This is a genomic window from Frankia sp. CpI1-P (assembly GCF_001421075.1).
Taxonomy (GTDB): Bacteria; Actinomycetota; Actinomycetes; order Frankiales; family Frankiaceae; genus Frankia; species Frankia torreyi.
The window spans coordinates 26,827-51,684 of sequence record NZ_LJJX01000037.1 but is presented as its reverse complement, the minus strand read 5'-3'; the positions used below and the strand labels follow the sequence as shown (position 1 = coordinate 51,684).

Here is a 24,858-nt window from a genome sequence, read left to right as displayed (position 1 = left end):
TTCGAGCGGCCCCTCGACCGCCAGGTTCTCGAGCGCCTGCTGCCGGAGTACCTGGCCATGTCGATCGCGTTTCCCTATCTCCAGGCGGCGGCCCAGCGCGACCTTGCCCTGCACCACATCCACGCGGGGATGGACTTCACCGAGGCGGAAGAGATCACCCTGGTCGTGGGATCCTTCCTGGTCGCCGACGAGACCGCGGTAAACAGCACCCTGATGGCGTCGGGGCCGCGGGGTCTGCCGGACATCCTCCAGACGCGGCGGCGGTTCCATTCGGCGCTGTTGCGCCAGGACATCCAGCGTCTACTCGGCGAGGCGACCGACCCGAGGTTCTCCGACGACACCAAGTTCTACCTGCACCGGCTGCTGGACGGCCTGTCGAGCATGGACATGGTGACGCGGGTGGCGACCATGGTGAGCTTCGAGGCACACGCGGAGCGCATGATCAACGGCCTCTGGGAGCGCCTCGCCGAGGTCTTCACGGTTGACCGGAGNGAGCTGGCCTACTTCCATGCCCACGTCGGCGGGGACGACCCCGCGGAGCAGTACCACGTGGCCATGACCGGCTCCATGATCACTCGGACGCTGGAGGTCACGGACCTTCCGGAGCTGTGCCGCGCAGTCGTCGATGCGTATCACCTGCACAGCGACTGGTGCGGAGCCATCGCCGGGATTCCTGCCCAGCAGGGCGCGAGCTCGCTCTAGGGGGTCCGTGGGCTCGTCAGACGGCGTGCCGCGCAACCCACGCGGGCGAGAAACGGCCGCGGACGGTCAGGTCGCGCGGTTCGCCGGCCCCGGGGATGAAGCCACACGTGCACCAACGCCCGGACCAACGGGCCCCGACCGATCTGACGGACGGGGCCCCGCCGACGGGATCAACCAGTCTCTCGCCGCCTACCGCCAGTGCATGAGCGGCTCAGGAAACGCGGAGCGGGCGGCGCGAATCGCCTCGCGATGGCGCTGACGGTAGAGGAGAACAGATGACGCAGAAAGTGCTGGTGCTGGGCGGCGGAACTGCGGGCCTCCTCTCCGGGATAGCTCTCCTCCAGCTGGCTCCCGGCGCCGAGGTGACCGTCGTCCGATCCAGCGCGCTCTCGCACATCATGGTCGGCGAGGNCACCTTCGCCGACACTCCCCGGATGCTGCACGGCCCGCTCGGAGTGCCTCGCGACGAGTTCCTGGCCTCGACCAACCCGACGGTGAAGCTGGGCATCCGCTTCGAGTGGGGGCCGCGGCCCTACTTTGACTATCCCTTCGAGGAGGATTTCGACAACCAGATCCTGCCGGGCCCGGACAAGCCCTGGGGCTACTACCACCTGACCGACGCGCGGGACGAGTCACCCTTCCCGGCCACCACNCGCCGGACTCGGGTGGGGTACCACGTCGAGAACCAGCGCTTCGTGGAGTACCTCGAGGGCTTCTTCGAGCAGCTCGGCGGTGACCTGGTCGAGGGGAAGGTGATCGGCGCCGAGCGCAGTGACGCCGGGCTCGACTGTGTGCTGATCGAGGGCGGCGCGCGCATGTCGGCCGACCTGTACGTGGACGCCTCCGGGTTCCGGGGGGAGCTCATCCACCGCACGCTGGGCGAACCCTACGTCTCCATGCGGGATCACCTGTTCTGCGACCGCGCTGTGGTCGGCGGCTGGCAGCGCGGCGACGAGCCGATCCAGCTCTACACGACCGTCGAGACCATGGACTCGGGCTGGGCCTGGCAAATCGAGCACGAGCACCTGGTCAACCGGGGGTACGTCTACTGCAGTGCCTTCGCGGACGACGAGGAGGCCTCCGCCGAGTTCCTGCGCAAGAACCCGCTGGTCGCCCCGGCCACCCTCCGGGTGATCCGATTCGAGACCCGGCGCATCCGTCGGTCGTGGGTGGGCAACGTCGTCGCCGTCGGCAACTCCTGCGGCTTCATCGAGCCGCTGGAGGCGACCAACCTGCAGCTCATCTGCCAGCAGGCCATGCGGCTGGCCGAGACGGTCGCCACCTCCGGCCCGTCGGGTGCCGAGGCGATCGACGCCTACAACGAGGCCGTCACGGAACAGTGGATCGACATCCAGGACTTCCTGGCCATGCACTACCGGTTCAACNCCCGGCTGAACACGCCGTTCTGGAAGATGGCCCGCAACGACACGCCGCTCGGCAACCTCGAACCCTATATCGAGGAGTATAAGCGGAGCGGTCCGGTTCTGATGGGCCAGCGTAACTCTATGTTCGGCGTGGACGGCCATCTGGCCATCTTGCTCGGCATGCGCGTGCCGTGGCNGGAGACCGGTGTTCGTTAGCGGCTCGGCGTCGTACTCGGACGGCCCGGCCCATAGCGGCCGAGCGTTCATCGTCCGGCGGGATTAACCAGACCTGGTCGTACGGAAGGAGCAAAGTGAGCGGACCTCCAGATGATGTCGTCTTCATCGCTGTCCAGCGGGAGGTGGTCAAGCTCCTGGAAGGCAAAGGCGCGGAGCTACAGCTGAACCCCCCGGTCGGGCTCACCCCCGCCACTCGGCTTTTCGACGAGGGGAGCGGCGGGGAGGGCACGGCGCTGGGGCTCGACTCGCTGGACACCGTGAGCCTGATCGCGGCCCTTGAGGAGGAGTTCGCCTGCGCTGTTCCCCCCGAGGTGGACATGGGGCGCATCAGGACCCTCCAGGACGTGGTCGACGCCATCGTCCTGGCGACCCGGCCGAAGGAGACAGCCAGCCTGGGCGAGAAACCCCGTGATGTCGACGTGGCCGCCCGCGACTAGGCGCCTGCGTGGTCCGCACGTGATCGAATCACCTCCTCGGTCCGGGGCCATCGACCCGGCTTTCCGCTGACGGCAGTGAGGGGAGATCAGCCTGACCGCGGAACCTGGCAACGCACAGCGACCCACAATCGAGGCTTCAGCGATGGTGAGCGGCGGCGCCCAGGCCGACCTCGGCCAAGCCCCGGACCCGCCGCGTCCGGCGGCGACGGNCGTGCCGTCGGTTCCCTTCGAGCTCAGGCAGCCGAAGGCCGGCCATGTGCCGCTGCGCGCGGTGGCAATCCTTGGCGGCTATGCGGCCTGTTGCGCGCTGACGCTGGTCGTCGGGAACTGGGGACTGACGCTGGTCGCGGTCTGCGCGCAGAGCTTCATTCTGGCCGGCTTCCTGAATGCCGCCCACGACTGCGTCCACCGCACACATGTCCGCTCGGCGCGCGGGAACCGGATCCTCGGCGCCGCCTGGTGNACACCGGTCCTCCTGAACTTCTCGGTCTATCGGTACCAGCATCTGCTGCATCACCGGTTCGCCGGCGTGAATGGCGATACCGAGTCTGGGTCGAGCTACGCGGGAGTACGCCAGTATCTGGCAGGCCTGCTGGCGGTCGGCTACTGGCGGTTCGTCCTGTCGATCTCGGTGGCGGGCGCGCTGCGGCGGCGCGACCGGCTCCCGCGGAGCGTCCAGCGCCCCGACCGGTGGTCCGCCACGGTCGCCGACAGCCAGGTGATCTGCGCGTGGCTGGCCGTCGTCATCGCCGCCACGGTGCTGGCCCCGATGCCGCTGCTGCTCTGCTATTGGCTCCCGCTGGTGGTGTCGGGGCCCGCGACGCTGCTGCTGAGCCTGCCCGAGCACTACGGGCTCCGGGGCAGCCCCGACTNGGCCAGCAACAGCCGGTCCGTGCGGTCGAACCCCCTCATCCGCTTCGTCATCTGGAATGCCAACTACCACGCGGAGCACCATGCTGTGCCCTGGGTGGCCGCCGTCAACCTGCCCCTTCTACACAAGGCCATGCGGGGCGTCGAGTACCGGCGGGAACGTTCCTACCTTGCGTTCCACCTCGGCCTCCTCAGGTCCCTGCGCGGAGCCGGGCACGCACGGGAGTAGCCAGCGAGGAAGGTCTGCCCACGTGGGGAACGAGGAGCTGAAATGGAACGCCTTTGGTACGATGGCCAGTGCCACTGCGGCCACCTGCGCTTTCGGGCCGCGGCCAGCCGGTCGCTGACCATCACGTTGTGCAACTGTCGGATCTGTTTCATGTCCGGCCACCAGGAGCTAATGGTCCCCAATGATCGTTTCGAGCTGCACGAGGGCCAGGAATTTCTGAAGCCCTACCGCTTCGGTAACCGGGTGGCCGACCACACGTTCTGTGCGGTGTGCGGCATCATGCCGTTCTACCGGCCGCGGTCGCATCCGGAGACACACATGAGTGTCAACGCCCGATGCCTCGACCTGTCGGCGGCCGCCTCCATCGACTACGTCGAGTTCGACGGGCAGAACTGGGAGGCCAGCATCGCGGCCGGAAAGCACGTCCTGACCGAATAACAATCGCTCCGCGCTGCCCGACGGGCGTCGACGGACGGCTCCAATGCGACGGAACGACCGGGTGGGCGATCCCTCGGGAGAAGACCGGGGCGAAAGGCCGAGGAGCCGAGATCAAGCGCGCTCCATCGCTCGGCGCGCACGGCTACTCGCCAAGGAATGAGGTATCTGGTGAAAACAGACCTTGCTGCACCGACAAGGGGTGCGGTGGCCAGTGGAGCCGGTGATCCGCACCACGAGGACCTCCCGCGCCGGGCTGCGGCGTCGACCACCTGGTTCATGGCTCCGCTGAAGCGGGTNGTGTGGGACGTCACCTACGCCTGTCCGCTGCGCTGCGCCCACTGCTACTCGGAGTCGGGGCGACGCCCGGCCCGGGTCCTCGACACCGCGGGCATGTGGGAGGTGGTCAGCGCCATCCTCGCCGCCGGCCCGGACCGGGTGTCGTTCGGCGGCGGTGAGCCGTTGCTGGTGCCGTGGTGGAGCGAGGCCGCCGCCGCCCTCGAACAGGCGGGGGTGCCCGTGACCGTCTTCACCAGCGGCTGGCTCATGGATGTCGAGACCGCGGTCAGGCTCGCCGACTGTTCCTCCGGAGTGGCGATCAGCATCGACGGGGCCTGGCCCGAGGTGCACGACCAGATCCGCGGCCGTCCCGGCTCGTTCGAGCGGGCGATGCGGTCCCTTGAGGTGCTTGACCGCGTCAAGCGGCAGCGACAGGCGGCCGGCGACCGAGCATTCCAGTTCGGGCTGGAATACACGGTGACCCGGACCGGCCGGAACGGGCTGGACCAGTTCGTCAGGGAGATGGCCNCGCGTTTCCCGACCCTCGACACCATCCGCTTCGGTGGCGTCATCCCCGAGGGCCTGGCGCAGGAGGAACGGTTCGAGGCGGCGGAACTGCTGGCCGAGCCGATGCTCCAGGAACTGCTCGACTCCGCGGATGCCCTGGCCGCCGCGGCCGTGAACGGGGTCTCGGTGTCAGTCTCCGATGCCCGGTCGTTCCTGCCGGGATCCGCGCTGGTCGAGGAAGACGGGGGTCTGGCCCATCTGGAGCCGGACGGCCAGCTGCGCGCCTNCACCAACTTCGAGGCCAAGGTCGGAAATGTCAGGGAAGAACCGCTTACCGCGCTTTGGGAACGCGCGCTGGCCTGGCGTAACGACCCCTTTGTGGTAGAGCAGATCCTCTCCATCCACACCCTGGAGGACTGGGCTCGGGTGACGAGAGTTCTGGACCGCCAGTATGGCTCGGCGGCCGACCAGCTGCGCATAGCCAGACGGAAGTAGTCCGCTACCTGACGGGTAGCCGCCGATTGGCTGTGTTCATTCATACAGAGAGGTAGCGCGTGTCAACCACGTCGCTCGACACCCGGGCACTGGATTCCTATGAACGGGACGGCTTCGCCATCTTCCCTGGCATCCTTGATACCGACCTGGTCGCCGAGGCCCGAGATCATGTGGACTGGCTCCTTCATCGATTCCCCAATTTTCGACCCGAGCACCTGCATCACCCGCTGATGCGCGACGACGCCTTCTGGGTTCGCCTGGTGACCGATGAGCGGCTGCTCGACCTGGCGGAGTCGTTTCTCGGCCCCGACATCGCCTGCTTCACGGCCCACTACATCTGCAAGCCGCCCGGAGACGGCCAGGCGGTGCTCTGGCACCAGGACGGGGCCTACTGGAACCTGCGGCCCATGGAGGCNCTGACTGTGTGGCTGGCCCTCGACGACTGCGACCCCGCGAACGNCTGTCTACGCATGATCCCCGGCACTCACCAGCTGGACCTGGCCGACATTGTGCTGCGCGACGACGTTCCCAACATGTTGTGTTCGTCGATCGATGCGCGGTATGTCCGAGACGAGGCTGCCGTGGACGTGATACTGCGGCCAGGGGACGTGTCCGTGCATCATCCCGCCATCATTCANGGCTCCGAGGGCAACGAATCGGGCCGCTGGCGCCGGGGCCTCGACATCGGTTACATCCGGACGACGACCCAGCTCGGGGACACCGGCCTCTACGTCGACCCGATCGTGGCCCGCGGGCGGCCCGTGCCCNGCGTCAACCGCTACCGGCCGTGGCCCGCCTACGACCCCAAGACCTCGATGGATTTCCGGGGCCGAGAAACGTGGGACGCCCGGTGCCAGGCCGTGAACAGCCAGGTCGGAGTGGCCAGGCCGACCGGGGACACCGACGTCGCCGAGATGACCGCACGCATGATGGACCGCCTCCAGGCGGGCACGACCAAGGCGGGGAGACCTTGACGTTCGTGGTCGGCGGTGACGGTCGCGAGCGGGTGCCGTCCGATGGCTCCGTCTGAGGGATTCGGCGACCGCGTGGGGCGGACCCGGTCGCTGCTTGAAACGCGGATTCACGAGGCGAGGCGCGTGGTCGGGCCCCGTCCGCCGTCCCAGCGGCCGGAATCGGCCTCGTCCGACGGCGCACCGGCGGCTGTGACCTTGGTGGAAAGTCAGAATGACCGTTTCGTTCAGGAGGNGGAACGGTTGCTCCAGGCGTGCCGGGAGTCCCATGGCACGACGACCGCTCACCCGTCCGGCCCGGCCGCGGCCCCCGAGCGCAAGCGGCTGGACAAGGCGTACAAACGCCTGCGCGAGGCCGTCGATGGCTTTCTGCCCCACTTCCATCAGGTCCGGGAGCGGGCGGCGCGGCTGGCGGACCACTATCCCGGTCTGACCACGGAGGAGTATCGAAGAGCCGCGGTGAGTCTGGCCATCCTCGGGGAATGGCACGCGGGTGACGCCGCCCCGGCACCGCGGGCGGCGGACGAGGCCATTGACCACCCAGCGGGTGTGGCCGCCGCGGTGCTCGCGAGCATCGCGCGGGACGGCTTTTTGCGGCTGGCCTTCTTTGTGTGTCCGCCGACCGACTACCGGAGGTTGGGTACGGCGGAGCCGGAGCGTTATCTGCTGACGCACCTGAACGGCAGTGTGCTGAGCCGGCAGGTGCGACGGCTGCGGGACCTGTTCCGGGGGCTCGAGGCGGCGGACATCCCGACGAGGGTCTGGGCCGTCGTCGCCGACACCGACGAGGACGACTACCTGTGGCGGTTCCTCCCACAGCCGCGCCCGCTGGACGAGGACGCGCTCACCGAACGACGGCGGCTCCTCTTGGCCGGTGCCCATCGCTATCTGACCGAGCAACGGGCCGCGCCCAAGGACGGGCGCCCGCAGCCACGGGTGCTGCCCGAGAACATGCTGCATGTCACGAATCTGTCCGCGGCGTCGTGGTCGCCGTTGTCAGCGGCCGTCCATCAGCGGGTCCTGCGGGAGCCGGACCGCTATTTCGACGCCGAGGACTGGCGGGCAGAGATCGAGACGATGCGGCGGCTGTGGCGGCCGGGCAGCTACTACGAGGCGCTGCCCGAGCCCGACGAGACCGTCATGCGCGAGATTTTGCGCCACAAGTTCGCCGCGTATGCGCAGCAGGGGGTTCTGCTGGCCGAACAGCAGCCGTGGCTCGTGCTCATTCAGACCGAACGCCCGCCTGAACTGCGCACCAAGATGTTGAACATCGGGTGGNCCGAACAGACCGATGGCAGCCTTCCGGCCGTGAACTTCTTCGGCCCAGGGGAGTGAGGCGATGAAGAATCGCGCGTCGTCCAGTGGCCGGAGCGGGTGCTGATGGCCAAGGTAATAATCCTGAACGTCGGAACGGAACATCGATTTCCCGGTGAGCGCGAGGTGGGCCGGGACGTCACCATGACCTGCCTGCGCCATGCCTGGTTCGCCCGCCCCGGCGACGTCATCGTCAGCCCGGTGCCGATGCCCCAGGAGCTGATGGACTACATTGGGTCCGTCCTCGGCTTCGATGCGTCGACCGTGTCGGTGGTGAGCCGACCGCGGCTGCTCGACGACGAGGTCCTCGTCTCGCCGGACCTGCTGGAGGAGATTCGGTCCCACCTCGCCGGAACGTCGTCCTGGCGCCTGTTGCCCTGTTTCGCCAGCATCGGGGTGACCGACCTGGCGGAGGAACTGGGCGTCGCGCTGGCCGGGGCCGCCTTCTTCCGCCAGCGCGGGATGGAGCTGTTCAACCGGAAGTCGCACTTCCGGCAGCTAGCCGCCGGCCTCGACCTGCCCATCGCCCCGGGCGCGGTGGTCGCGAGCGCGCCCCGGCTCGGGCCGTCGATAGAGCGCCTGCTCGCCGAGACGGGCACGGTGATTCTCAAGAGCGACGACGGCGCCGGTGGATTCGGCAATGTGGCCCTGAGCCTGAAGGAGGCCGACGTCCTGCCGGGCTGCCGGGAGACGATCCATGCCTCCGACATCGCCGGCCTGAGCGCCAGCCTATGGGACGACCTCAGCTCCGGCGGCCGGAAACCGGTCACCGTCGAGGCATATTATTCGACGACCCACCAGTGCTATTTCGAATACGAGGTCGGCCCCGACGGCTGGGCTCGTTTCGTGGACGGCGGAAACATCCGCCTGAGGCGTGACACCGATCCCCGGACCCGGTCGCTGGTGTGGGTCGGTCTGGACCTGCCGCTCGACCTTCCGCTGGCGGCGTTGACTGTGACGTCCGGCGCCGCGGGCCGGCTGGCGGATGCCGTCGCCCGACTCGGCTACCGCGGGTTCCTGAACGTAGATGCCGTGCGGGCCGACGGCGGCGAGGTGCTGCTGAACGAGATCAACGCGCGATGGGGCGGTGGCCTGGTCCTGCACTCGGTCGCGGCGGCGCTGCTCNGCGACGACTATGCGGACCGCGCCGCCGTCAGCTCCCTGCGGGACGTACCCGGAACGGGGCTCGATGCCGCCGTCTCGCGGCTACGCCAGTCCGGGCTCGCCTTCTCCCACGCCACCGGCGAGGGGGTCGTGGTGCTCGGGGCCGGCCCGGACGCGGGGCCGACGACGGAAATGCTGGTACTCGNCGGCACCCGCGCCAGAACCCGCGAGCTTGAGGCGACCACTCGTTCCGTGTTCGAAGCGGGGGTGACACCGCCATGATGCCCAGCCTGTTCGACCGCTCCCAACCTGATCCCATACGGACCTACGGCCCGCTGCTGGACTGCCTTCCCCATCTGGGCCGGGAGCGTGCCTGGGCCCTTCTCGCCGACCTGCAGAGCGCCTTCGGGCAGCGGACGAGGGCTCCGCTGGGCGACCAGGAGCGGCTGNGGCCGGAGGTCGCGCGGCGTTTCGAGGGCAGCGCCCTGAGCGCCGAGATCGAATTCGAGTCGTTCTTCGACCACCATCTTCGGTGGCGCCAGCGGGTCAGCCTCGACTGGATGTACGTCCTGGCCTTCGGCGGCGAGCTCGCCAGTCTGATCACCTTCGAGGGAACCGAACACGCCGACGCTGCCCTCGCCGAGGGGGCTGTTGTGTTCGTGCCCTTCCACATCGGCAGCTACATGACGGTCCTGCCAGCGCTGGCGTCGTTCGCTGCCGGCCGCGACCTCCCGTTGCACGCCCTGATGGNCCTGGTGCTCGAGGCGGGCTCGAAGCATCTCGACCAGATCCTGCCNGAGGTCGTGATGCTGTCGCCGACCGCGCTTCTGGAGCTGGTCCGCCACGCCCGCCGGGGCGGCGCGACAGTGTTCTTCCCCGACGTGTATTTCGGGACCGGCGCGGCCCGTACGCCCTTCACCCTGGCCGGCGCGGACTTCCTGACCTCGGACGGCTGCTCGATGCTGGCCTCGCGCACCCGGGCAACGTCGATTCCGGTCTGGGTCGAATCGAAGGGCTCCGACGGGTTCGTCTGTCATTTCGGTCCGGGAATTCGCCCGCCGGAAAGCCCTGGCGATCAGGCTCCGTATCTCGCGGCCGTCGCCCAAGGGTACGAGGAGGCGCTGACCGGAAACCCGTGGAACTGGGCCGGGTGGAGTCTTGCCACGCCCGGCCGCAGAGCCGCCGTCCTGTCGGGAGACCCGCATGCCAGCTGAAGAGGTGTCGCAGATGTTGACGTCCAACGGGCCGTCCCCGGTCTTCGATCCCGAGGCCTACGCAGCCAGCTTTCAGAGCGGCGTGGTGGTCGATGATCCGCACCACGACTTCGCCCGCCTGCGTTCCCAACGCCCCGTACATGAGGGAACCGTGGCGGCCTTGATCGGAGTCCCCGAGGGCCTTTCTCGCCGACCGCGGCTCCGGCACGAGGCCCCGCATTTCTCCGCGTTCAGCTACGAGACGGTCCACGCCGCCCTGCAGGATCACGAGACCTTTTCCAACTCCTACTACGAAGGCGTCACCACCGACGTCTTCGGGAGGTCGATCCTGGAGATGGTGGGCGACGAGCATCGGCGCCATCGCGCGCTGATCCAGCCCGCCTTTGGCCCCGGCCGGGTGCCGTGGTGGGTCGAGCGGTGGATCACGCCCGCCGTCGAGGAGGCCGTCGACAGGCTGGCGGCCGCCGGCGAAGGGGAGCTGAGCGGCGAGCTGTGTCACGCCGTGCCTCTGCGCACGATTACGTCCAGCCTTGGGCTGAGCGCCGCCGAGGCCAACGAGTTCAGCGGGCTGTACCAGCGCGCCAACCCGGATCCGGAGAGCGAGACGCGCCGCCGGGCCCGGTTGAAGGCGGTGATTCATCGCATCGCTGAGGATCNCCGCAACCAGGAGGGCGATGACCTCATGAGCGTCCTCGTCGCCAGCAGACTGGCGGGGGAGCACAATGACGACCGGTCCCTCAGCGCCGCCGAGATTGAAAGCCTTCTGTTGCTTCTCATGGTGGCCGGTCTGGGGACGGTCTGGCGCCAGCTCGGCATCCTGTTGGCTGTCGTGCTAAGCGAGCCGGAGATTGCCGTCCGGGTCCGAGAGGACCCGGAGGCCCTCTCCAGGGCCATCGAGGAAGTCATCCGTTGGGAACCCACCGACCCGGTATTGCGCCGACTGGTGACCCGGGATACTGTTNTCGGCGGAACCGCCCTGCCCACGGGTGCCGTGTTGGAGCTGAATCTGGCGGCGGCGAACCGGGATCCAGAGCGCTGGGACGCGCCCGATCTTTTCGACCTCGACCGAGTACAGCGGCGGCATGTGGGATTCAGCGCCGGACCACATACTTGTCTGGGCACCCATGTGGCCCGCGCCCAGCTGCAACTGGCGGCGACGATCCTCTTCGATCGGCTGCCCAAACTCCGCCTGAAGGATTCCGGCCCGCCGCCCCGGATCATCGGACTTGAACACCGCTGCCCGACGCGCATCCTCGTAACCTGCTGAAACGCCCCGCGCGGCGGCGCGGCTGACGCGATGGCTGACCGTCGAGTCGAGTTATGCGGCGGTCAGCTGTCAGGTCGGCGCGCTCATCGCGGATCGATTCGACTGAGCTGCCCGGCTTCCCACCAGTTAACCCGGCTCGCTGTTGTATCTACCGTCGCCGAGACGACGGGTGAGGTATTCACACCAGAGATTGGAGTCGGCGTGAAAGCGAATCTCGACCTCACGGTCCACGCATTCGGGGCGATGTTCGTCGTGCTCGCGGCCACGACACTGTGCGGCCGGCTGGCGCGGCTGATCAGGCAGCCCACCGTGGTCGGCGAGATGGTGGCCGGTGTGCTCCTGGGCCCTTCATTCTTCGGCGCCGTCGCGCCGGGTCTGCAGCACCACCTCTTCAACACGAACGTGAAGAGCGTGCTCTACGTGCTCAGCATGATCGGGCTCACGTTCTACATGTTCCTCGTCGGCACCGAGGTCGACCACGGAACCCTCGACCGGCGAACGACCCGGCGGGCCGGTGTCCTGGCTGTCTCGGGAATCGTGCCGAGCTTCGCCCTCGGCGCCGGCTCCGCGTTTATCTTCTACCACACGCTGTCCCGGCCGGACGTGAGCCGCTGGAATTTCATGCTGTTCCTGGGCGGCGCGCTGTCCATCACCGCTTTCCCGATGCTGGCGCGCATCCTCGAGGAACGGGGCATCACGCGCACGCCCCTGGGCGGGCTCACCCTCGTCGCCGCGGCAATCGATGACGCCGCGGCCTGGGGAGTCCTCGCCGTCGTCGTCGCGGTGGCATCGGCCGGCGGCCCGGCGGACGTGGCACTGACCATCGGCGGCGCGGCGGCATTCGCACTGGTGATGCTGACCGTCGGAACNCGGCTGCTGACGGTGTTCGCCAGAAGCGTCGAGCGTGACGGGACGCTGCGTCGGGAAAAGATGGCGATCGTGCTGCTGCTCGTGCTGGCGGCCGGCTACTTCACCGAGGAGATCGGGATCTTCACGGTGTTCGGAGGGTTCATCACGGGCCTCGCGATGCCCGACCGACCGATGCTGCGCAGGGAGCTGCGGACCCGGCTCACCGACGTCAACTCGATCCTGCTGCTGCCGGTCTTCTTCGCCTATTCCGGCCTGAACACAAGGCTCGGAGGGCTCGACAGCTGGACGATGGCGGCCATGCTCCTGTTGGTCGTCGCGGTCGCCGTGGTGGGCAAGTACGGCGGCTGCCTGCTCGGCGCCCGATCGCAGGGCACTTCGTGGCGCCAGGCCTCGGCGATCGGCGGGCTCATGAATGCCCGAGGGCTGATGATCCTGATCTTCATCAACATCAGCATGTCCTACGACCTCGTGTCCTCCGAGACGTTCTCCATTCTTGTCATCGCCGCGATCGTCACGACGGCGATGGCCTTGCCGGTCTACCGCGTCTCGATGCCCGACTGGCTGGAGGAGAACGAGCGCGCCGCGGCCCGGGCCCCAGCGGCCGACGTCGAGACCGTCCCGGCCGCCTCCCGCGGTGGCTCGCTCGTGGTCGGGAACGAGGTCTCTCCCACGTCGGCGTAGATATTCGGTCGGCCCGCACCGACCGGAGCCTTGGCGACATTGCCGGCCCTGCCCGCCCGGCGCGCTGACCAGGCGCGTCGGCCGGCGGGGGGCCGGCTCGGTCCCAGGCCGCTCGGCCGGTCGCCAGAGATGGCGACGTCGCATCGGCCGCCGCCCGACGTGGTGGCCCATCGCCGTCACGGTGCCCGGGAAGACGGCGCCGCGCTCGGGCGAGCCCGACATCGATGATCGGACTGCCCCGCTCACGAACGGCATAGGCGCACAGGCGCTGTCGGGCTCCATTGGGCCACGGCCCGCGACGCCGGGCCCGATCGTCGGCCAACTGGGCCTGGTCGTCGGCCAGTCGGGGGCACCGGCCGGGCAACGCGCGGCGCCGCTCTTGGCCCGGCTATGCTCCTGGGCACGCTGTATGATGAGACCGTTCTCGCCCAGGCATCTCAGCAAGCATTCGTAGTCATCGTCCGATGGAGACCGCCGTGTCTGACCTCAGTGTTCCTGCCTCCGCAAGTGGAAGTGCTCAGGGTCCTGGGGTCGGAACGACGACGGCAGCCAGCGTTGTGGGGCGCGGGAAAGGCGTGGTCGCGGCGCGGGTCAACGGCGTGCTGCGGGACCTGAGCCACCCGGTCGCCGAGTCGGACATCGTCGAGCCGGTTCTCGCTTCTTCCGACGACGGGCTCGCCATTATTCGGCATTCCTGCGCGCATGTGCTCGCGCAGGCCGTCCAGGACGCTTTCACCGAGGCCCATCTCGGTATCGGCCCGCCGATCAAGGACGGCTTTTATTACGACTTCCAGGTCGCCCGGCCGTTCCAGCCGGACGACTTGGCCCTCATCGAGACCAAGATGAAGGCCATCATCAAGTCGGACCAGGTGTTCGTCCGGCGCGTCGTCGCCGACGACGAGGCGTCTATCGAGCTGAAGGACGAGCCGTTCAAGCTGGAGCTGATCGGCCTGAAGGGCTCGGCGGTGGACAGCGCGGCCGACGCCGGCGTCGAGGTCGGTGCCGGCGAGCTGACGATCTACGACAACGTCACCCGCGATGGAAACCTGGTCTGGAAGGATCTCTGCCGCGGCCCGCACGTGCCGAGCACCCGCTACATTCCGGCCTTCAAGCTGATGCGGTCCGCCGCGGCGTACTGGCGGGGCTCGGAGAAGAACCCGCAGCTGCAGCGGATCTACGGGACCGCCTGGGACAGTAAGCAGCTCCTCGCCGAGTATCTGGAATTCCTCGCCGAGGCCGAGCGCCGCGACCACCGGCGTATCGGCAAGGACTTGGAGCTGTTCCACCTAGACCCGACCGCGCCCGGGATGCCGTACTGGCTGCCGAAGGGAATGCGGCTGCTGAACAACTTGCTCGCCTTCTGGCGGGACGAGCACGAGGCGCGAGGCTACGAGGAGATCTCCTCGCCGCTCATCAATAACAAGAAGCTCTGGGAGACCTCCGGGCACTGGGAGCACTTCCGGGAGGACATGTTCATCCTCGAGAGCGATGGTGAGAACACCTTCGCGGTCAAGCCGATGAACTGCCCGAACGCCATGGTGGTCTACAATCTGAAGACCCGCAGCTACCGGGACCTGCCGCTGCGGCTGAGCNACTGCGACCCGCTGCACCGCAGCGAGCGGTCCGGCACGCTNCACGGCCTGCTGCGTGTGCAACNCTTCCAGCAGGACGACGCCCATATCTTCGTCAGGCCGGAGCAGATCGCCGACGAGTACGAGCGGATCTTCGACATCTGTGAGCGCTTCTACTCGATCTTCGGCCTGGGCTACCGGTTCCGGCTCGGTACCCGGCCCGAGAAGTTCATCGGCGACGTGGCGACCTGGGACGAGGCTGAGGCGACGCTCCGCAGGATTCTCGACGCCCGCACCGGCGGCGACTACGAGCAGGAAGAGGGCGGCGGCGCCTTCTACGGTCCGAAGATCGACATTCTGATGTCGGACGTGCTTGGCCGGTCCTGGCAGATGGGCACGATCCAGCTCGACGTCCAGCTGCCCCGCCGCTTCGGCTGCGTCTATGTGGACGAGAACGGCGCCCGACAGACGCCTGTGGTCATCCACCGGGTCATCTATGGCTCGATGGAGCGTTTCCTCGGTATCTACATCGAGCACACCGGCGGCGCGTTCCCGCTGTGGATCTCGCCAGTTCAGGTCATCGNAATCCCGGTGGCGCAGGAGCACGCCGGGTACGCGGACCAGGTCGCCGCCGCGCTGCGCGCCGCGGGCGTGAAGGTCGAGGTCGACGCCCGCAACGAGACGCTCGGCAACCGGGTCCGGATGGCGCAGCAGCAGAAGGTGCCGATGATGCTCGTCCTGGGCGCGCGTGAGGCCGAGGACGGGACGGTCAGCGTCCGCCGCCGGGGCGAGCGCACGCTGACCTCGCTGGCGCTCGACGACTTCGTCGCCCAGGTGGCTCAGGCCGTCGCGGACCGGGTGGACCTGCCGGCCTTCGCGTCCTGAGTCAAGTCCGGCCCCGCCCGCATCACCGAGGCCGCCCCCAAGCGGTGCGGGCACACCGGTTGTCAAAGGCCGCGGCCGCTCTCGGTCGGGTGACAGCGCGCGATGCTCGACGGAAGGCCGCAGCGAAGGAGTGAGCCGGTGGNGACCATCACGTGGACCGACTTCGAGCGGGTCGAGCTGCGGGTCGGCACGGTCCTCACAGCCGAGCTGAACCCCAAGGCGCGCAAGCCCGCGTACGTGCTCACGATCGACCTCGGCGACGCGGGGATCCGCACCTCCAGCGCCCAGATCCTCGACCGCTACGCGCCCGAGGATCTGATCGGCCGCCAGGTGCTGTGCGTGTGCAACTTCGAGCCGAAGCGCGTCGCGGGGGTCAAGTCCGAGGTCCTGGTCACGGGCGCGCACGACAAGGACGGCGCGGTGGTTCTGGCCGGCTTTGAACACCCGGTCCCGGACGGCACCCGCCTCCTCTGACCGACCCTTCCACGCGGCGCCGGGACCCGCGACGAGGACGAAACGGGACCGGCGTCCATCCCGACGCGCGGCGGCGCCGCTCCGTCGAGCCGCTGGCCGGACGTAGCAAGATCGTTCGGGTGGCGGCCCCGACTTAACCTGCCGCCACATCTCGGATGGGATGCCTGCCTGCTCACCGCCCCACCCGTGGGCGTGCCGCTCAGCACACCCGACCTGGCAACGAAAGGAACCNGATGACCCACGCCACCAGCACCCGACCCGAGGACCTGCGTGAGGAGATGATCAGCCGTATTCGCGCTGCTGGTCACCTGTCCTCCGCACGCATCGAGCAGGCGTTCCGCGCCGTTCCCCGGCACCGGTTCGTACCTGCGGCGTCGGTCGAGGAGGCGTACCAGAACAGGGCGATCACCATCAAGCCCGGGAAGGACCGGCCCGCCAGCTGCATCTCCGTGCCCACCGTCGTGGCGATGATGCTCGGCCAGCTCGATCCGCAGCCCGGTGACCACGTCCTGGAGATCGGCGCCGGAACCGGATACAACGCGGCGCTTCTCGCGGAACTCGTCGGTGACACCGGAAGCGTCACTACCGTCGACATCCACCCCGACGTCACCGATCACGCCCGCCACGCCCTTGCCGAGACCGGCTACAGCGGGGTGCGCGTGGTCACCGCGGACGGCGCCCTCGGCGAGGCGGAGCACGCCCCCTACAACANGATCATCGTGACCGAACTGTTGACCGGACTTTCCTGACCTCCCGCGGCGTGTCGTAGGGCGGGCTTGGTCGCGGCGGAAGAGTCTGCGCCTCTCTGATCTTGGAGGGGTGCTGAGGTGGTTGACGACAGCGATCATCGGGTGATCGAGGCGATCCGGCTTCCGGTGTGGGGAAGCGTGGTCGCATCCGGCGATGTGGTGCCGTGGAGGCTGGTCGACGGGCTCGGCGAGCCGGTCGGGCCGGTCGAGGTGTTCCTGCGGGACTTCGTTGCGCAGGGACGGTCGGCGAACTCGGTGCGCAGCTATGCGCTGGCGTTGCTGCGGTGGTGGAGGTTTCTGGTCGCGGTCGGGGTGGCCTGGGACCGGGTGACCTCGGCGGAGGTCCGGGACTTTGTGCTGTGGCTTGGGCAGGCGGCCAAGCCGGTGGCGGCGGCGCGGGTCGCGTCACGGGCGACTGTGGGCCAGGTCAATCCGGTGACCCGTAAACGCCATCTCGGAGACGGTTACGGGCCGGCGACGGTGCGGCATAGCAACGCCGTGCTGCGGACGTTCTACGAGTTCTGGCTGGAGCGCGGCGAGGGGCCGCTGGTGAACCCGGTTGTGCTGGCCCGGGCGGCGCGGGGCCGGGCGCATGCGCATCACAATCCGTTGGAGGTGTTCCGTCCGGAAGGGCGGCTGCGTTACAACCCCCGCCTGCCGAAGCGGAAGCCCCGGGCGATGCCGGACGAGCAGTGGGATGCGCTGTTCGCGGCGATGGGCCGCAACCGGGACCGGGCGATCCTGGCAGTGGCGGTGAGCACCGGGGCGCGCGCGGCCGAGCTGCTCGGTATGCGCGGCGCGGACCTGGACTGGGGTGAGCAGCTGGTCCAGGTGGTGCGCAAGGGGACGCGCGCGGAGCAGTGGCTGCCGGCCAGCCCGGAGGCGTTCGTGTGGTTGCGGCTCTACCTGGCCGACGTCGGTGGCGGTGTGCTGGGNTCGGGCGATCCGGTCTGGCGGACGGTCTATCGACGCGGCGGGGTCCACGAGCCGTTGAACTACGACGCGCTGCGGGCGGTGTTCCGCCGGGCGAACGGCAGGCTGGGCGCGAACTGGACGATGCACGACCTGCGACACACCTGCGCGATCCGGATGGTGCGCGACGGACGGTTGTCGCTGCGGGACGCGCAGACGATCCTCGGGCACGCGCACCTGTCCACGACCCAGCTCTACCTGGACCAGGACGACGAGGAGGTCTTCGCCCGGGTTCGGGAGCATCTGGCGGCACGAGAAAGGCCCCGCCCCGCGCCGCCGCCGGCGGCCCTCGGTTACGACCCGGCCGACCTCGCGGTCCTGTTCGGGAACCCGCGGTGACGCCCGCCACGGTCTCGGTCTCGGCTGCCGCGGAGCTGGCCTGCGCCGCCCCGGCTCCGGGCCGGGAGCCGGCCACGCGTCCGCCGGGTCCCTGGGACACGGTGTCGCTGGCCAGCGTGCTCGAGGCCCTGCCGGCGTTCCCGTGGTGGCCAGGGAAGCAGCAGCAGGCGTCGCGGTCGGCTGCCGGTGTCCGCCGGCTGCTGGACTGGCTGGGCCAGCTGCCTGGCGGCGGCTGGCAGGAGCGGTGGGAGCACGCCGAGGCGACACTCGGCTCCAGGTGGGCGACCTGGTCGGCTGCGGTTCCCGAACCGGTCACGTCCTGCGGGGAAAGCCATCGCGTGGTACTGACCCGGGGTCTGGCCTGCCTGCTGCGGATGAGGCTCGTCCGGCCGAGCTACCCGTTCCTGAGGAAATACGGCGCGACCACCACGTTCGCGGTGGTCCGCGCGTCGGTGAGCCCCGAGCTGTTCGTCCGCGCGGCTGACGTCGCGCGCCGCCGGGGCCAGTCCGACAACGCGATTACACACGCGTTGAACGTCCTGACCGCGATCGTCATCCACACCGGCGGTGGCCTTGAGGAGGTCACCACCGGCGACCTCGTGGCGTTCCAGCCGGCCACCGCGCGTCGCCGCAACCGAGCCACCGACGGCTCCCACCCGGCCTGGCAGATGATGGTCGACCTGGGTGTCTTCCCGCCGCACTCGACGCTGCGCGCCGCGCTGCAGCCCGGCCCGCAGACCACCGCCGAACTCGTGGACCGCCACGGCATCACCGACCGGCAGATCCGCGCGCTGCTGGTCCGCTATCTCGACGAGCGACGCCCCGCGCTCGACCACAGCACCTTCCGTGGGCTCGCCGGCCGCCTCGCAGGGGCGTTCTGGGCNGACATCGAGCGTCACCACCCCGGCATCGGCACCCTCAACCTGCCGCGCGACGTGACGGACGCCTGGAAGGAACGGCTGCGCTTCCCCCAGGGCGGCGGCAGCCGCCCGACCCCGCAGCGACACATCGATATTCTGATCACCGTCCGTGCGTTCTACCTCGACATCGCCGAGTGGGCGCTGTCCGACCCTTCGTGGGCGCCGTGGGCGTTCCCCAGCCCGGTGCGCAAGACCGACACCGCGGGAGTCGTCAAACAGCGCCAGGCCACGACCGCGCGAATGCATCAGCGGACCCGGGAGCGCCTGCCGCGGCTACCGCGCCTCGTCGACACGGCCGAAAGCTGGAAGAACGACCAGGCCGCGCTGCTGCACGCCTCGAGCCGCACCGAACCCGGGACGGTCTTCGAGCACGCCGGAACCCGCTACCGGCGGGTCGGCACCGGCAGCCGCCCGGCCGCCCCCAACCACCGGCCGTCACACCTCGTCGTCGAGGACGCCGCGACCGGCGCCCGCACCGACGTCACGATCACCGAGGACGAGGCGTTCTGGGCCTGGGCGGTCATCGAGACCCTGCGCCACACCGGTGTCCGCATCGAGGAACTGCTGGAACTGACGCACTTCGCGCTCGTCTCACACCGGATGCCCGACACCGGGGAACTCGTCCCGCTCCTGCAGATCGTCCCGTCCAAGAGCGACGAGGAACGGCTCCTGCTCGTCACACCCGAGCTCGCCAGCGTCCTCGCGGCCGTCATCAGCCGGATCCGCACCCCCGACGGCACCATCCCGCTCGCCGGCCGTTACGACAGCCACGAACGCGTCACCAGCCCCGCGTTGCCGCACCTCTTCCAGCACCCCGACGGCTTCATGCACAAGAACGGCTGGCGCAACGACGTTCTCGGCACCAACACGGTCCGGCACCTGCTCAACCGGGCGATCACCCGAACCGGCCTGACCGACGCCGCCGGCCAGCCCCTCCACTACACCCCGCACGACTTCCGCCGCATGTTCGCGACCGAAGCCGTCACCGGCGGCCTGCCCGTCCACATCGCCGCGAAGATCCTCGGCCACGCCAGCGTCAACACCACCCAGGCCTACACCGCCGTCTTCCAGGACCAGCTCATCCGGACCTACCGCGCCTTCGTCGACGAACGCCNCGCCCTGCGACCCGGCGAGGAATACCGCGACCCCACCGACGACGAATGGGCCGAGTTCCAGCAGCACTTCCACCTGCGCAAACTCGAGCTCGGCGACTGCGGACGCCCCTACGGCACCCCCTGCATCCACGAGCACGTCCCGTTGACCGAACTAACTGGGAGGCTTCCTGCACTCCTGCCGAGGGCGACGGACAGGGGCTCTGTCGGCTGGTCTGGGCCTTGGCGTCGGTCCGCGGCTACTCCCTGTGATCGCGTCGATCTGCTGTCATCGCGTGTCGTCGACTATGGCGACTCGCGGAGGTACGGGTGTCGGAACGCAGCACGACGGTCCGAAATGTTGCATCGCTGGCGATTGCGAGGGTTGGCGGGGTTGAGGAGACCGCTGATCCACTGCTGCCGTTCCGCGTTGTGGATGGCAAGGGCATCGAGGTGCCCGCGGTCGCCGAGTTTCTGCGTCACATGCTCGCCGACGACGCCAGCCCGGCGTCGCTGCGGTCCTATGCCTACGAGCTGTTGACGTGGTTCCGGTTCTTGCAGGCGCTGGAAGTGCCGTGGGATCGTGCCGGCCGTGCCGAGGCGCNGGACTTCGCCCTGTGGCTGAAGACCGTCAAGAAGCCGCCGCGGCCGCGTCGCGGTGATGCGCCTGTTCCGGGCTGGGTGAACCCGGTGACCGGGAAGGCGACGCCCGGGGAGAACTACGCTGCCCGGACCAGGCGGCACGCGCGTGCGGTGATCCGGTCGTTCTACGAGTATCACCGGGAGATGCACGGCCGGCCGCTGGTCAACCCGTTCCCGCAGGCCGGGGGCGTGGAGGACGGACGGCTGGGCGCCCACCGCAATCCGATGGAGCCGTTCCCGCGGCCGTCGCGGCGAGCCGTCTACCAGCCCAAGGAGCCCAAACCGGCCCCGCGAAGCATCCCCGACCAGGCGTTCAACGACCTGTTCGCGGCCCTGTCGTGCAACCGGGACCGGGCTCTGGTCGCGTTCTACGTCTCCACCGGGGCCCGCGCCTCGGAGCTGCTCGGCGTCTGTCAGGGGCAGGTGACCCCGGAGGACCAGGTGATTGGCGTGGTCCGCAAGGGCAGTCGGGCACTGCAGCGGCTCCCAGCGTCGTCGGACGCGTTCGTGTGGTTGCGGCTCTACCAGCAACAGATGCGGAACATGGTCCCCTGGGGGCCGGACGAGCCGTTGTGGTGGACGCTGCGCCGCCCGTTCCGGCCGCTGGCCTACGACGCGGCCCGGATGCTGTTCACCCGAGCCAACCGTGTTCTCGGTGCGAACTGGACGTTGCACGACCTGCGGCACAGCGCCGCCAAGCGGATGGTCCGCGACCCGAACCTGACCTTGGCCGACGTCCAATGGGTCCTCGGGCACGCCCACATCTCCACCACTGAGATCTACATCGCGCCGACCCCTGACGAGGTCATCGCTCATGTCCTGGCCCATCACGAGCGGCAGCGCGCCCAGCGGGAGCGGCCACCGGCGCCCCCGGCGCCTGGCTACCGGCCCGAGGTGCTCGCGACGTTGTTCGGCACGACGGCCGCCGGCGGGGGAACCCGATGACCGTCGCGGCGCCTGCCGCCACGGCCGCGAAGACCAGCACCGTCGAGGTGGGACAGCCAGCTGAACTGGACCCGCGGCCCTGCGAGCAGAGNTGGTGGCAGACCCGCCAGAGCCGGGAGGCCCTGGTCGAGCGGCTGCTTGGCTTGTTCACCGAACCGAGCGCGGGCCGCACCCGCGACAAGACCCGGCGGCGTGGCCTGAACAAGATCTTGGATTGGCTCGAGGGCCAGCCCGGGGACAGTTGGCAGGAGCGGTGGCTGGCCAGCGGGGCGGACACCGCCGGTTCTAGCTGGGCTGACCTGCCGCTGAAGGGGCGCGCCCCGGCTCGACGCCATCATCGTGACGAACTGTGCTGCGGGGTGGCGCTCCTGGTCGCCGGGCAGATCGTCCGGCCCGGCTACCCGTGGTTGCTGCGGCAACGCCAGGCGCTGATGCTCGCCGAGGCTCGGGCGGCGATCGACCCCGACGGCTTCCAGCGCCTCGGTCTCCGCGCCGACCACGCGGCCGGCTGGGCCAGGTCGGACGCCCTGAACAAGATCACCTGGATCCTGGTCCGCAAGGGCGGCCTCGTCAGCGACATCACTCTCGGCGACTGCGTCGAGCTGACCAGAGCTCTGCAGGAGCACCATTTCCGTGGCAGCGCGGGAAGGCCGCTGTTCTACGCGTTGCTGAAAAAGACCGGCGTGCTTCCGGCCGCGGCACCGGAGCGGTTGCGAGTTCTGCGGCTGGACGGCCGTCGCAGCATAGAGCAGATCGTGGAGGCCTACGGCATCGAGTGCCGGCCCGTCCGCGACCTGTTGGTCGAGTACCTCACCGAGCGGGCACCCGAACTCGACCACACCTCGCTGCGCTCCATCGCCCGTAACCTTTGCCGACTGTTCTGGCGCGACCTGGAGATCCACAATCCGGGCATCGACTCGCTACGGCTGGCACCCGAGGTCGCGCAGGCATGGAAAGAACGGCTGGCCCACATCCGGGACGCCGACGGCCAGCCGGTGCGCCCCCGCGTGAACTACCGCAGCGAGCTGGTATTCGTCCGGGCCTTCTACGAGGACATCGCCCGATNGGCCGCCGACGACCCCGCCCGGTGGGCGACGTGGGTCGCGCCGTGCCCGATCAAAGCGGCCGAGGTGACGCAGAAGAAATTCAAGTCACGGGTCAAGTCGCGGATGGACCAGCGCACCAGGACCCAACTGCCCCTGCTGCCGGCGCTGCTACGGGCCGTCGAACAGCAACGGAGGGACGCCGAGCAGCGTGTGAACACGGCCAAGGCGACCGCCGCCGAGGGGCGGTTCAACGCGGGCGGCCAGCAGTTCCGACGTTGCCGCCAGGGCGAGTCCGGCCGGGTCTACGCCGTGGACCTGGCCACGGGCAGGCGGCGGGACCTCACCCACGAGGAGTCGGCGGCGTTCTGGTCGTGGGCGACGGTGGAAGTCTTGCGGCACACCGGGATCCGCATCGAGGAGATGCTCGAGCTCACCCACCACAGTTTCGTCGCCTACACGCTGCCCACCACCGGCGAGGTCGTGCCGATGCTGCAGGTCGCCCCGTCCAAGACCGATGCAGAGCGGCTGCTTCTGGTTTCGCCCGAGCTCGCCGACGTCCTGACCACGGTCATCTTCCGGGTCCGTGGCGGGAAAGCGGCTCTGCCGCTGGTCTGCGCCTACGACGTGTTCGAGCAGACCTGGAGCCCGCCGATGCCGTTCCTGTTCCAACGGCGGTACGGCACCGAAGACCGTCCTCTCACCCGCAGCTACATCCGAGAGTGCCTCGTCGCAACCTCGCAGGCCGCACAGATCACCGCAGGAGACCAGCCGTTGGAATGGCGGCCCCACGACTTCCGCAGGATCTTCGTCACCGACGCCATCCGCTCCGGACTGCCTCCGCACATCGCCGCCAAGGTCTGCGGCCACTCCACGGTGGACACGACGATGGGATACGCCGCGATCTACCCCGAGGACGTGATATCCCACCACCGGGCNTTCATCGNCCGCCGCCGCGCCGAGCGACCCAGCGAGGAATACCGCGACATCACCACCCAGGAATGGGACGAGTTCCTCGCCCATTTCGAACTACGGAAAGTCGCCCTCGGGACCTGCGGCCGTGACCACGGAACCCCCTGCGCGCACGAAAACGCGTGTGTCAGGTGTCCGCTGCTCCGGGTCGACCCCGACCAGATGCCGCGACTGGAAGGGATCCGCGCCAATCTCCTCGACCGGCTCCAAGAGGCCAAAGAACAGGGATGGTTCGGTGAGGTCGCCGCGATCCAGACCACCCTGGCAGCCGCAGAGCAGAAACTCGCGACCATGCGCGAGACTGCCCGCGGTGCCGCCGTCCATCTGGGCATGCCCGACCTGCGTTCGGCCGCCGGACGAGCGGAGCAGACAAGGGCCTGACCCCAGAGGCACCACCCATCAGATTATGATCTTGGGTGTGAACCCTCCGGTCGCGGGCCCGTCAGATGCCGTGCTGGCGGCATTCGGCGTCGCGGACGACCCGGTCGTACTGCCCGGCGGCCAAGGCGGGACGTGGCGAGCTGGCCAGCTCGTCCTCAAACCGGTGGAGCTCCTGACGGAAACGCTCTGGCGAGCCGAGGTGCTCACCGGCCTGCCGGACGCCACCGAGTTCCGCGTTGCCCGCCCCGTCCAGACGCTGGACGGGGCATGGGTGGCCCACGGCTGGGAGGCGTGCCAACTCGTCGCGGGCGAGCCAGACGTCAGCCGGCAAGACGACGTGCTCCGCGCCGGCACCGCCTTCCACGCGGCAATCGCGGACCTGCCCCGACCGGCGTTCCTGGACCTCCGCGACGACCCGTGGGCTTATGGGGACAGGGTCGCGTGGGAAGAACTCCCGGTCCGTGGCTGCCCGGCGGCCCTGGACCTGCTGGCACCACTGGCACGCAGCCGCCGTCCGGTCGACCTCACCCCGCAGGTGGTGCACGGCGATCTGCCGGGCAACGTACTGTTCGCCGCCGGACTGCCACCGGCGATCATCGACTGGCCCGCGTACTGGCGCCCCGCGTCCTGGGCGTCGGCCGTCNCGGTCGCCGACGCGTTGTGCTGGTACGGAGCCTCACCCGACCTCGCTGCCCGATGGGCGCACCTGCCAGCCTGGGGTCAGATGCTCGTCCGAGCCCTGATCTACCGGATCGCCACCCACGAGGCGGCCTTCGGACCCACCGGGTGGACACCGGACCAGGTCGAGGCCTGCCGACCCGCGGTCAACCTCGCGGTGACCTACGCCAACCACGATCCGAGCTCGGGCAACCGCCACGATCCATGAGCCGCTCCCGCG

11 protein-coding genes and 25 pseudogenes are annotated in these 24,858 nt (G+C 69.1%); all 36 read left to right on the top strand.

The window, feature by feature from the left end; translation table 11 throughout:
- Positions 1–492 precede the first annotated feature (492 nt).
- Positions 493–702 (top strand): annotated as a pseudogene (locus tag FF86_RS36240) (hypothetical protein); the annotation flags it as partial.
- Positions 703–977: 275 nt separating this feature from the next.
- A pseudogene (locus FF86_RS67565) lies at positions 978–1,113 on the top strand (tryptophan 7-halogenase); the annotation flags it as partial.
- 1 nt (position 1,114) lies between these two features.
- A pseudogene (locus tag FF86_RS67560) lies at positions 1,115–1,354 on the top strand (hypothetical protein); the annotation flags it as partial.
- 1 nt (position 1,355) lies between these two features.
- Positions 1,356–2,087: pseudogene (locus FF86_RS67555) on the top strand (tryptophan 7-halogenase); the annotation flags it as partial.
- A gap of 1 nt (position 2,088) precedes the next feature.
- Positions 2,089–2,262: pseudogene (locus FF86_RS67550) on the top strand (hypothetical protein); the annotation flags it as partial.
- A gap of 115 nt (positions 2,263–2,377) precedes the next feature.
- On the top strand, positions 2,378–2,740 hold the full coding sequence (locus tag FF86_RS21880; protein WP_157866970.1) for an acyl carrier protein: 363 nt from the start codon (positions 2,378–2,380) through the stop codon (positions 2,738–2,740).
- Between the two features lie 211 nt (positions 2,741–2,951).
- Positions 2,952–3,202, top strand: a pseudogene (locus tag FF86_RS67545) (hypothetical protein); the annotation flags it as partial.
- 1 nt (position 3,203) lies between these two features.
- Positions 3,204–3,612, top strand: a pseudogene (locus tag FF86_RS67540) (fatty acid desaturase); the annotation flags it as partial.
- Position 3,613: 1 nt separating this feature from the next.
- Positions 3,614–3,839, top strand: a 226-nt coding sequence (locus tag FF86_RS67535; RefSeq protein WP_396229997.1) for a fatty acid desaturase, incomplete at its 5' end; no start/stop codon positions are given.
- A 42-nt stretch (positions 3,840–3,881) separates the two neighbouring features.
- A complete protein-coding gene (locus tag FF86_RS21870) occupies positions 3,882–4,277 on the top strand; it encodes a GFA family protein (RefSeq protein ID WP_044887113.1) in 396 nt (131 codons plus the stop codon).
- A gap of 297 nt (positions 4,278–4,574) precedes the next feature.
- A pseudogene (locus FF86_RS67530) lies at positions 4,575–5,081 on the top strand (radical SAM protein); the annotation flags it as partial.
- A 533-nt stretch (positions 5,082–5,614) separates the two neighbouring features.
- Positions 5,615–5,970 (top strand): annotated as a pseudogene (locus tag FF86_RS67525) (phytanoyl-CoA dioxygenase family protein); the annotation flags it as partial.
- A gap of 1 nt (position 5,971) precedes the next feature.
- Positions 5,972–6,014 (top strand): annotated as a pseudogene (locus FF86_RS67520) (hypothetical protein); the annotation flags it as partial.
- 1 nt (position 6,015) lies between these two features.
- Positions 6,016–6,192, top strand: a pseudogene (locus FF86_RS67515) (phytanoyl-CoA dioxygenase family protein); the annotation flags it as partial.
- A gap of 1 nt (position 6,193) precedes the next feature.
- A pseudogene (locus tag FF86_RS67510) lies at positions 6,194–6,322 on the top strand (phytanoyl-CoA dioxygenase family protein); the annotation flags it as partial.
- Positions 6,323–7,906: 1,584 nt separating this feature from the next.
- Positions 7,907–8,965, top strand: a pseudogene (locus FF86_RS67505) (hypothetical protein); the annotation flags it as partial.
- Between the two features lie 36 nt (positions 8,966–9,001).
- A pseudogene (locus FF86_RS67500) lies at positions 9,002–9,149 on the top strand (peptide ligase PGM1-related protein); the annotation flags it as partial.
- Position 9,150: 1 nt separating this feature from the next.
- A partial coding sequence (locus FF86_RS67495; protein ID WP_396230003.1) for a hypothetical protein occupies positions 9,151–9,226 on the top strand: 76 nt, incomplete at its 5' end.
- 515 nt (positions 9,227–9,741) lie between these two features.
- Positions 9,742–10,158 (top strand): hypothetical protein (locus FF86_RS36225; protein WP_206778992.1); only part of this gene is annotated, 417 nt, incomplete at its 5' end.
- A pseudogene (locus tag FF86_RS67490) lies at positions 10,148–10,814 on the top strand (hypothetical protein); the annotation flags it as partial. The gene FF86_RS36225 and the pseudogene FF86_RS67490, both read left to right, overlap by 11 nt.
- Position 10,815: 1 nt before the next feature.
- A pseudogene (locus tag FF86_RS67485) lies at positions 10,816–11,119 on the top strand (cytochrome P450); the annotation flags it as partial.
- Between the two features lies 1 nt (position 11,120).
- Positions 11,121–11,425, top strand: a 305-nt coding sequence (locus FF86_RS67480) for a cytochrome P450 (protein WP_396229996.1), incomplete at its 5' end; no start/stop codon positions are given.
- Positions 11,426–11,455: 30 nt separating this feature from the next.
- Positions 11,456–12,294: pseudogene (locus FF86_RS67475) on the top strand (cation:proton antiporter); the annotation flags it as partial.
- A gap of 1 nt (position 12,295) precedes the next feature.
- A partial coding sequence (locus FF86_RS54560; protein WP_242419256.1) for a cation:proton antiporter occupies positions 12,296–12,976 on the top strand: 681 nt, incomplete at its 5' end.
- Between the two features lie 464 nt (positions 12,977–13,440).
- Positions 13,441–14,568 (top strand): annotated as a pseudogene (gene thrS / locus FF86_RS54555) (threonine--tRNA ligase); the annotation flags it as partial.
- Positions 14,569–14,633: 65 nt separating this feature from the next.
- Positions 14,634–15,130 (top strand): annotated as a pseudogene (locus FF86_RS54540) (aminoacyl--tRNA ligase-related protein); the annotation flags it as partial.
- 1 nt (position 15,131) lies between these two features.
- Positions 15,132–15,432, top strand: a 301-nt coding sequence (locus FF86_RS54535; RefSeq protein WP_242419255.1) for a His/Gly/Thr/Pro-type tRNA ligase C-terminal domain-containing protein, incomplete at its 5' end; no start/stop codon positions are given.
- 147 nt (positions 15,433–15,579) lie between these two features.
- A complete protein-coding gene (locus tag FF86_RS67470; RefSeq protein WP_396230002.1) occupies positions 15,580–15,906 on the top strand; it encodes a tRNA-binding protein in 327 nt (108 codons plus the stop codon).
- 233 nt (positions 15,907–16,139) lie between these two features.
- Positions 16,140–16,617, top strand: a pseudogene (locus FF86_RS67465) (methyltransferase domain-containing protein); the annotation flags it as partial.
- Between the two features lie 116 nt (positions 16,618–16,733).
- Positions 16,734–17,590, top strand: a pseudogene (locus tag FF86_RS54530) (tyrosine-type recombinase/integrase); the annotation flags it as partial.
- Position 17,591: 1 nt separating this feature from the next.
- The coding region (locus tag FF86_RS54525) for a site-specific integrase (RefSeq protein WP_242419254.1) at positions 17,592–17,966 on the top strand (375 nt) is incomplete at its 5' end.
- A gap of 1,160 nt (positions 17,967–19,126) precedes the next feature.
- Positions 19,127–20,000: pseudogene (locus FF86_RS54520) on the top strand (tyrosine-type recombinase/integrase); the annotation flags it as partial.
- Positions 20,001–20,763: 763 nt separating this feature from the next.
- Entirely contained in the window at positions 20,764–21,564 is an 801-nt protein-coding gene (locus tag FF86_RS67460; RefSeq protein WP_396230001.1) for a tyrosine-type recombinase/integrase, read from the top strand.
- Positions 21,565–22,733: 1,169 nt separating this feature from the next.
- Positions 22,734–23,545: pseudogene (locus FF86_RS67455) on the top strand (tyrosine-type recombinase/integrase); the annotation flags it as partial.
- 440 nt (positions 23,546–23,985) lie between these two features.
- Positions 23,986–24,603: pseudogene (locus tag FF86_RS63725) on the top strand (TIGR02569 family protein); the annotation flags it as partial.
- A gap of 1 nt (position 24,604) precedes the next feature.
- A pseudogene (locus FF86_RS63720) lies at positions 24,605–24,846 on the top strand (hypothetical protein); the annotation flags it as partial.
- Positions 24,847–24,858 lie beyond the last annotated feature (12 nt).

Excerpts from the sequence above, each read along its gene's own strand:
- FF86_RS67460 (WP_396230001.1), top strand. The coding sequence starts at position 20,764 with ATGCACGGCCGGCCGCTGGTCAACCCGTTCCCGCAGGCCGGGGGCGTG.
- FF86_RS21870 (WP_044887113.1), top strand. The coding sequence starts at position 3,882 with ATGGAACGCCTTTGGTACGATGGCCAGTGCCACTGCGGCCACCTGCGC.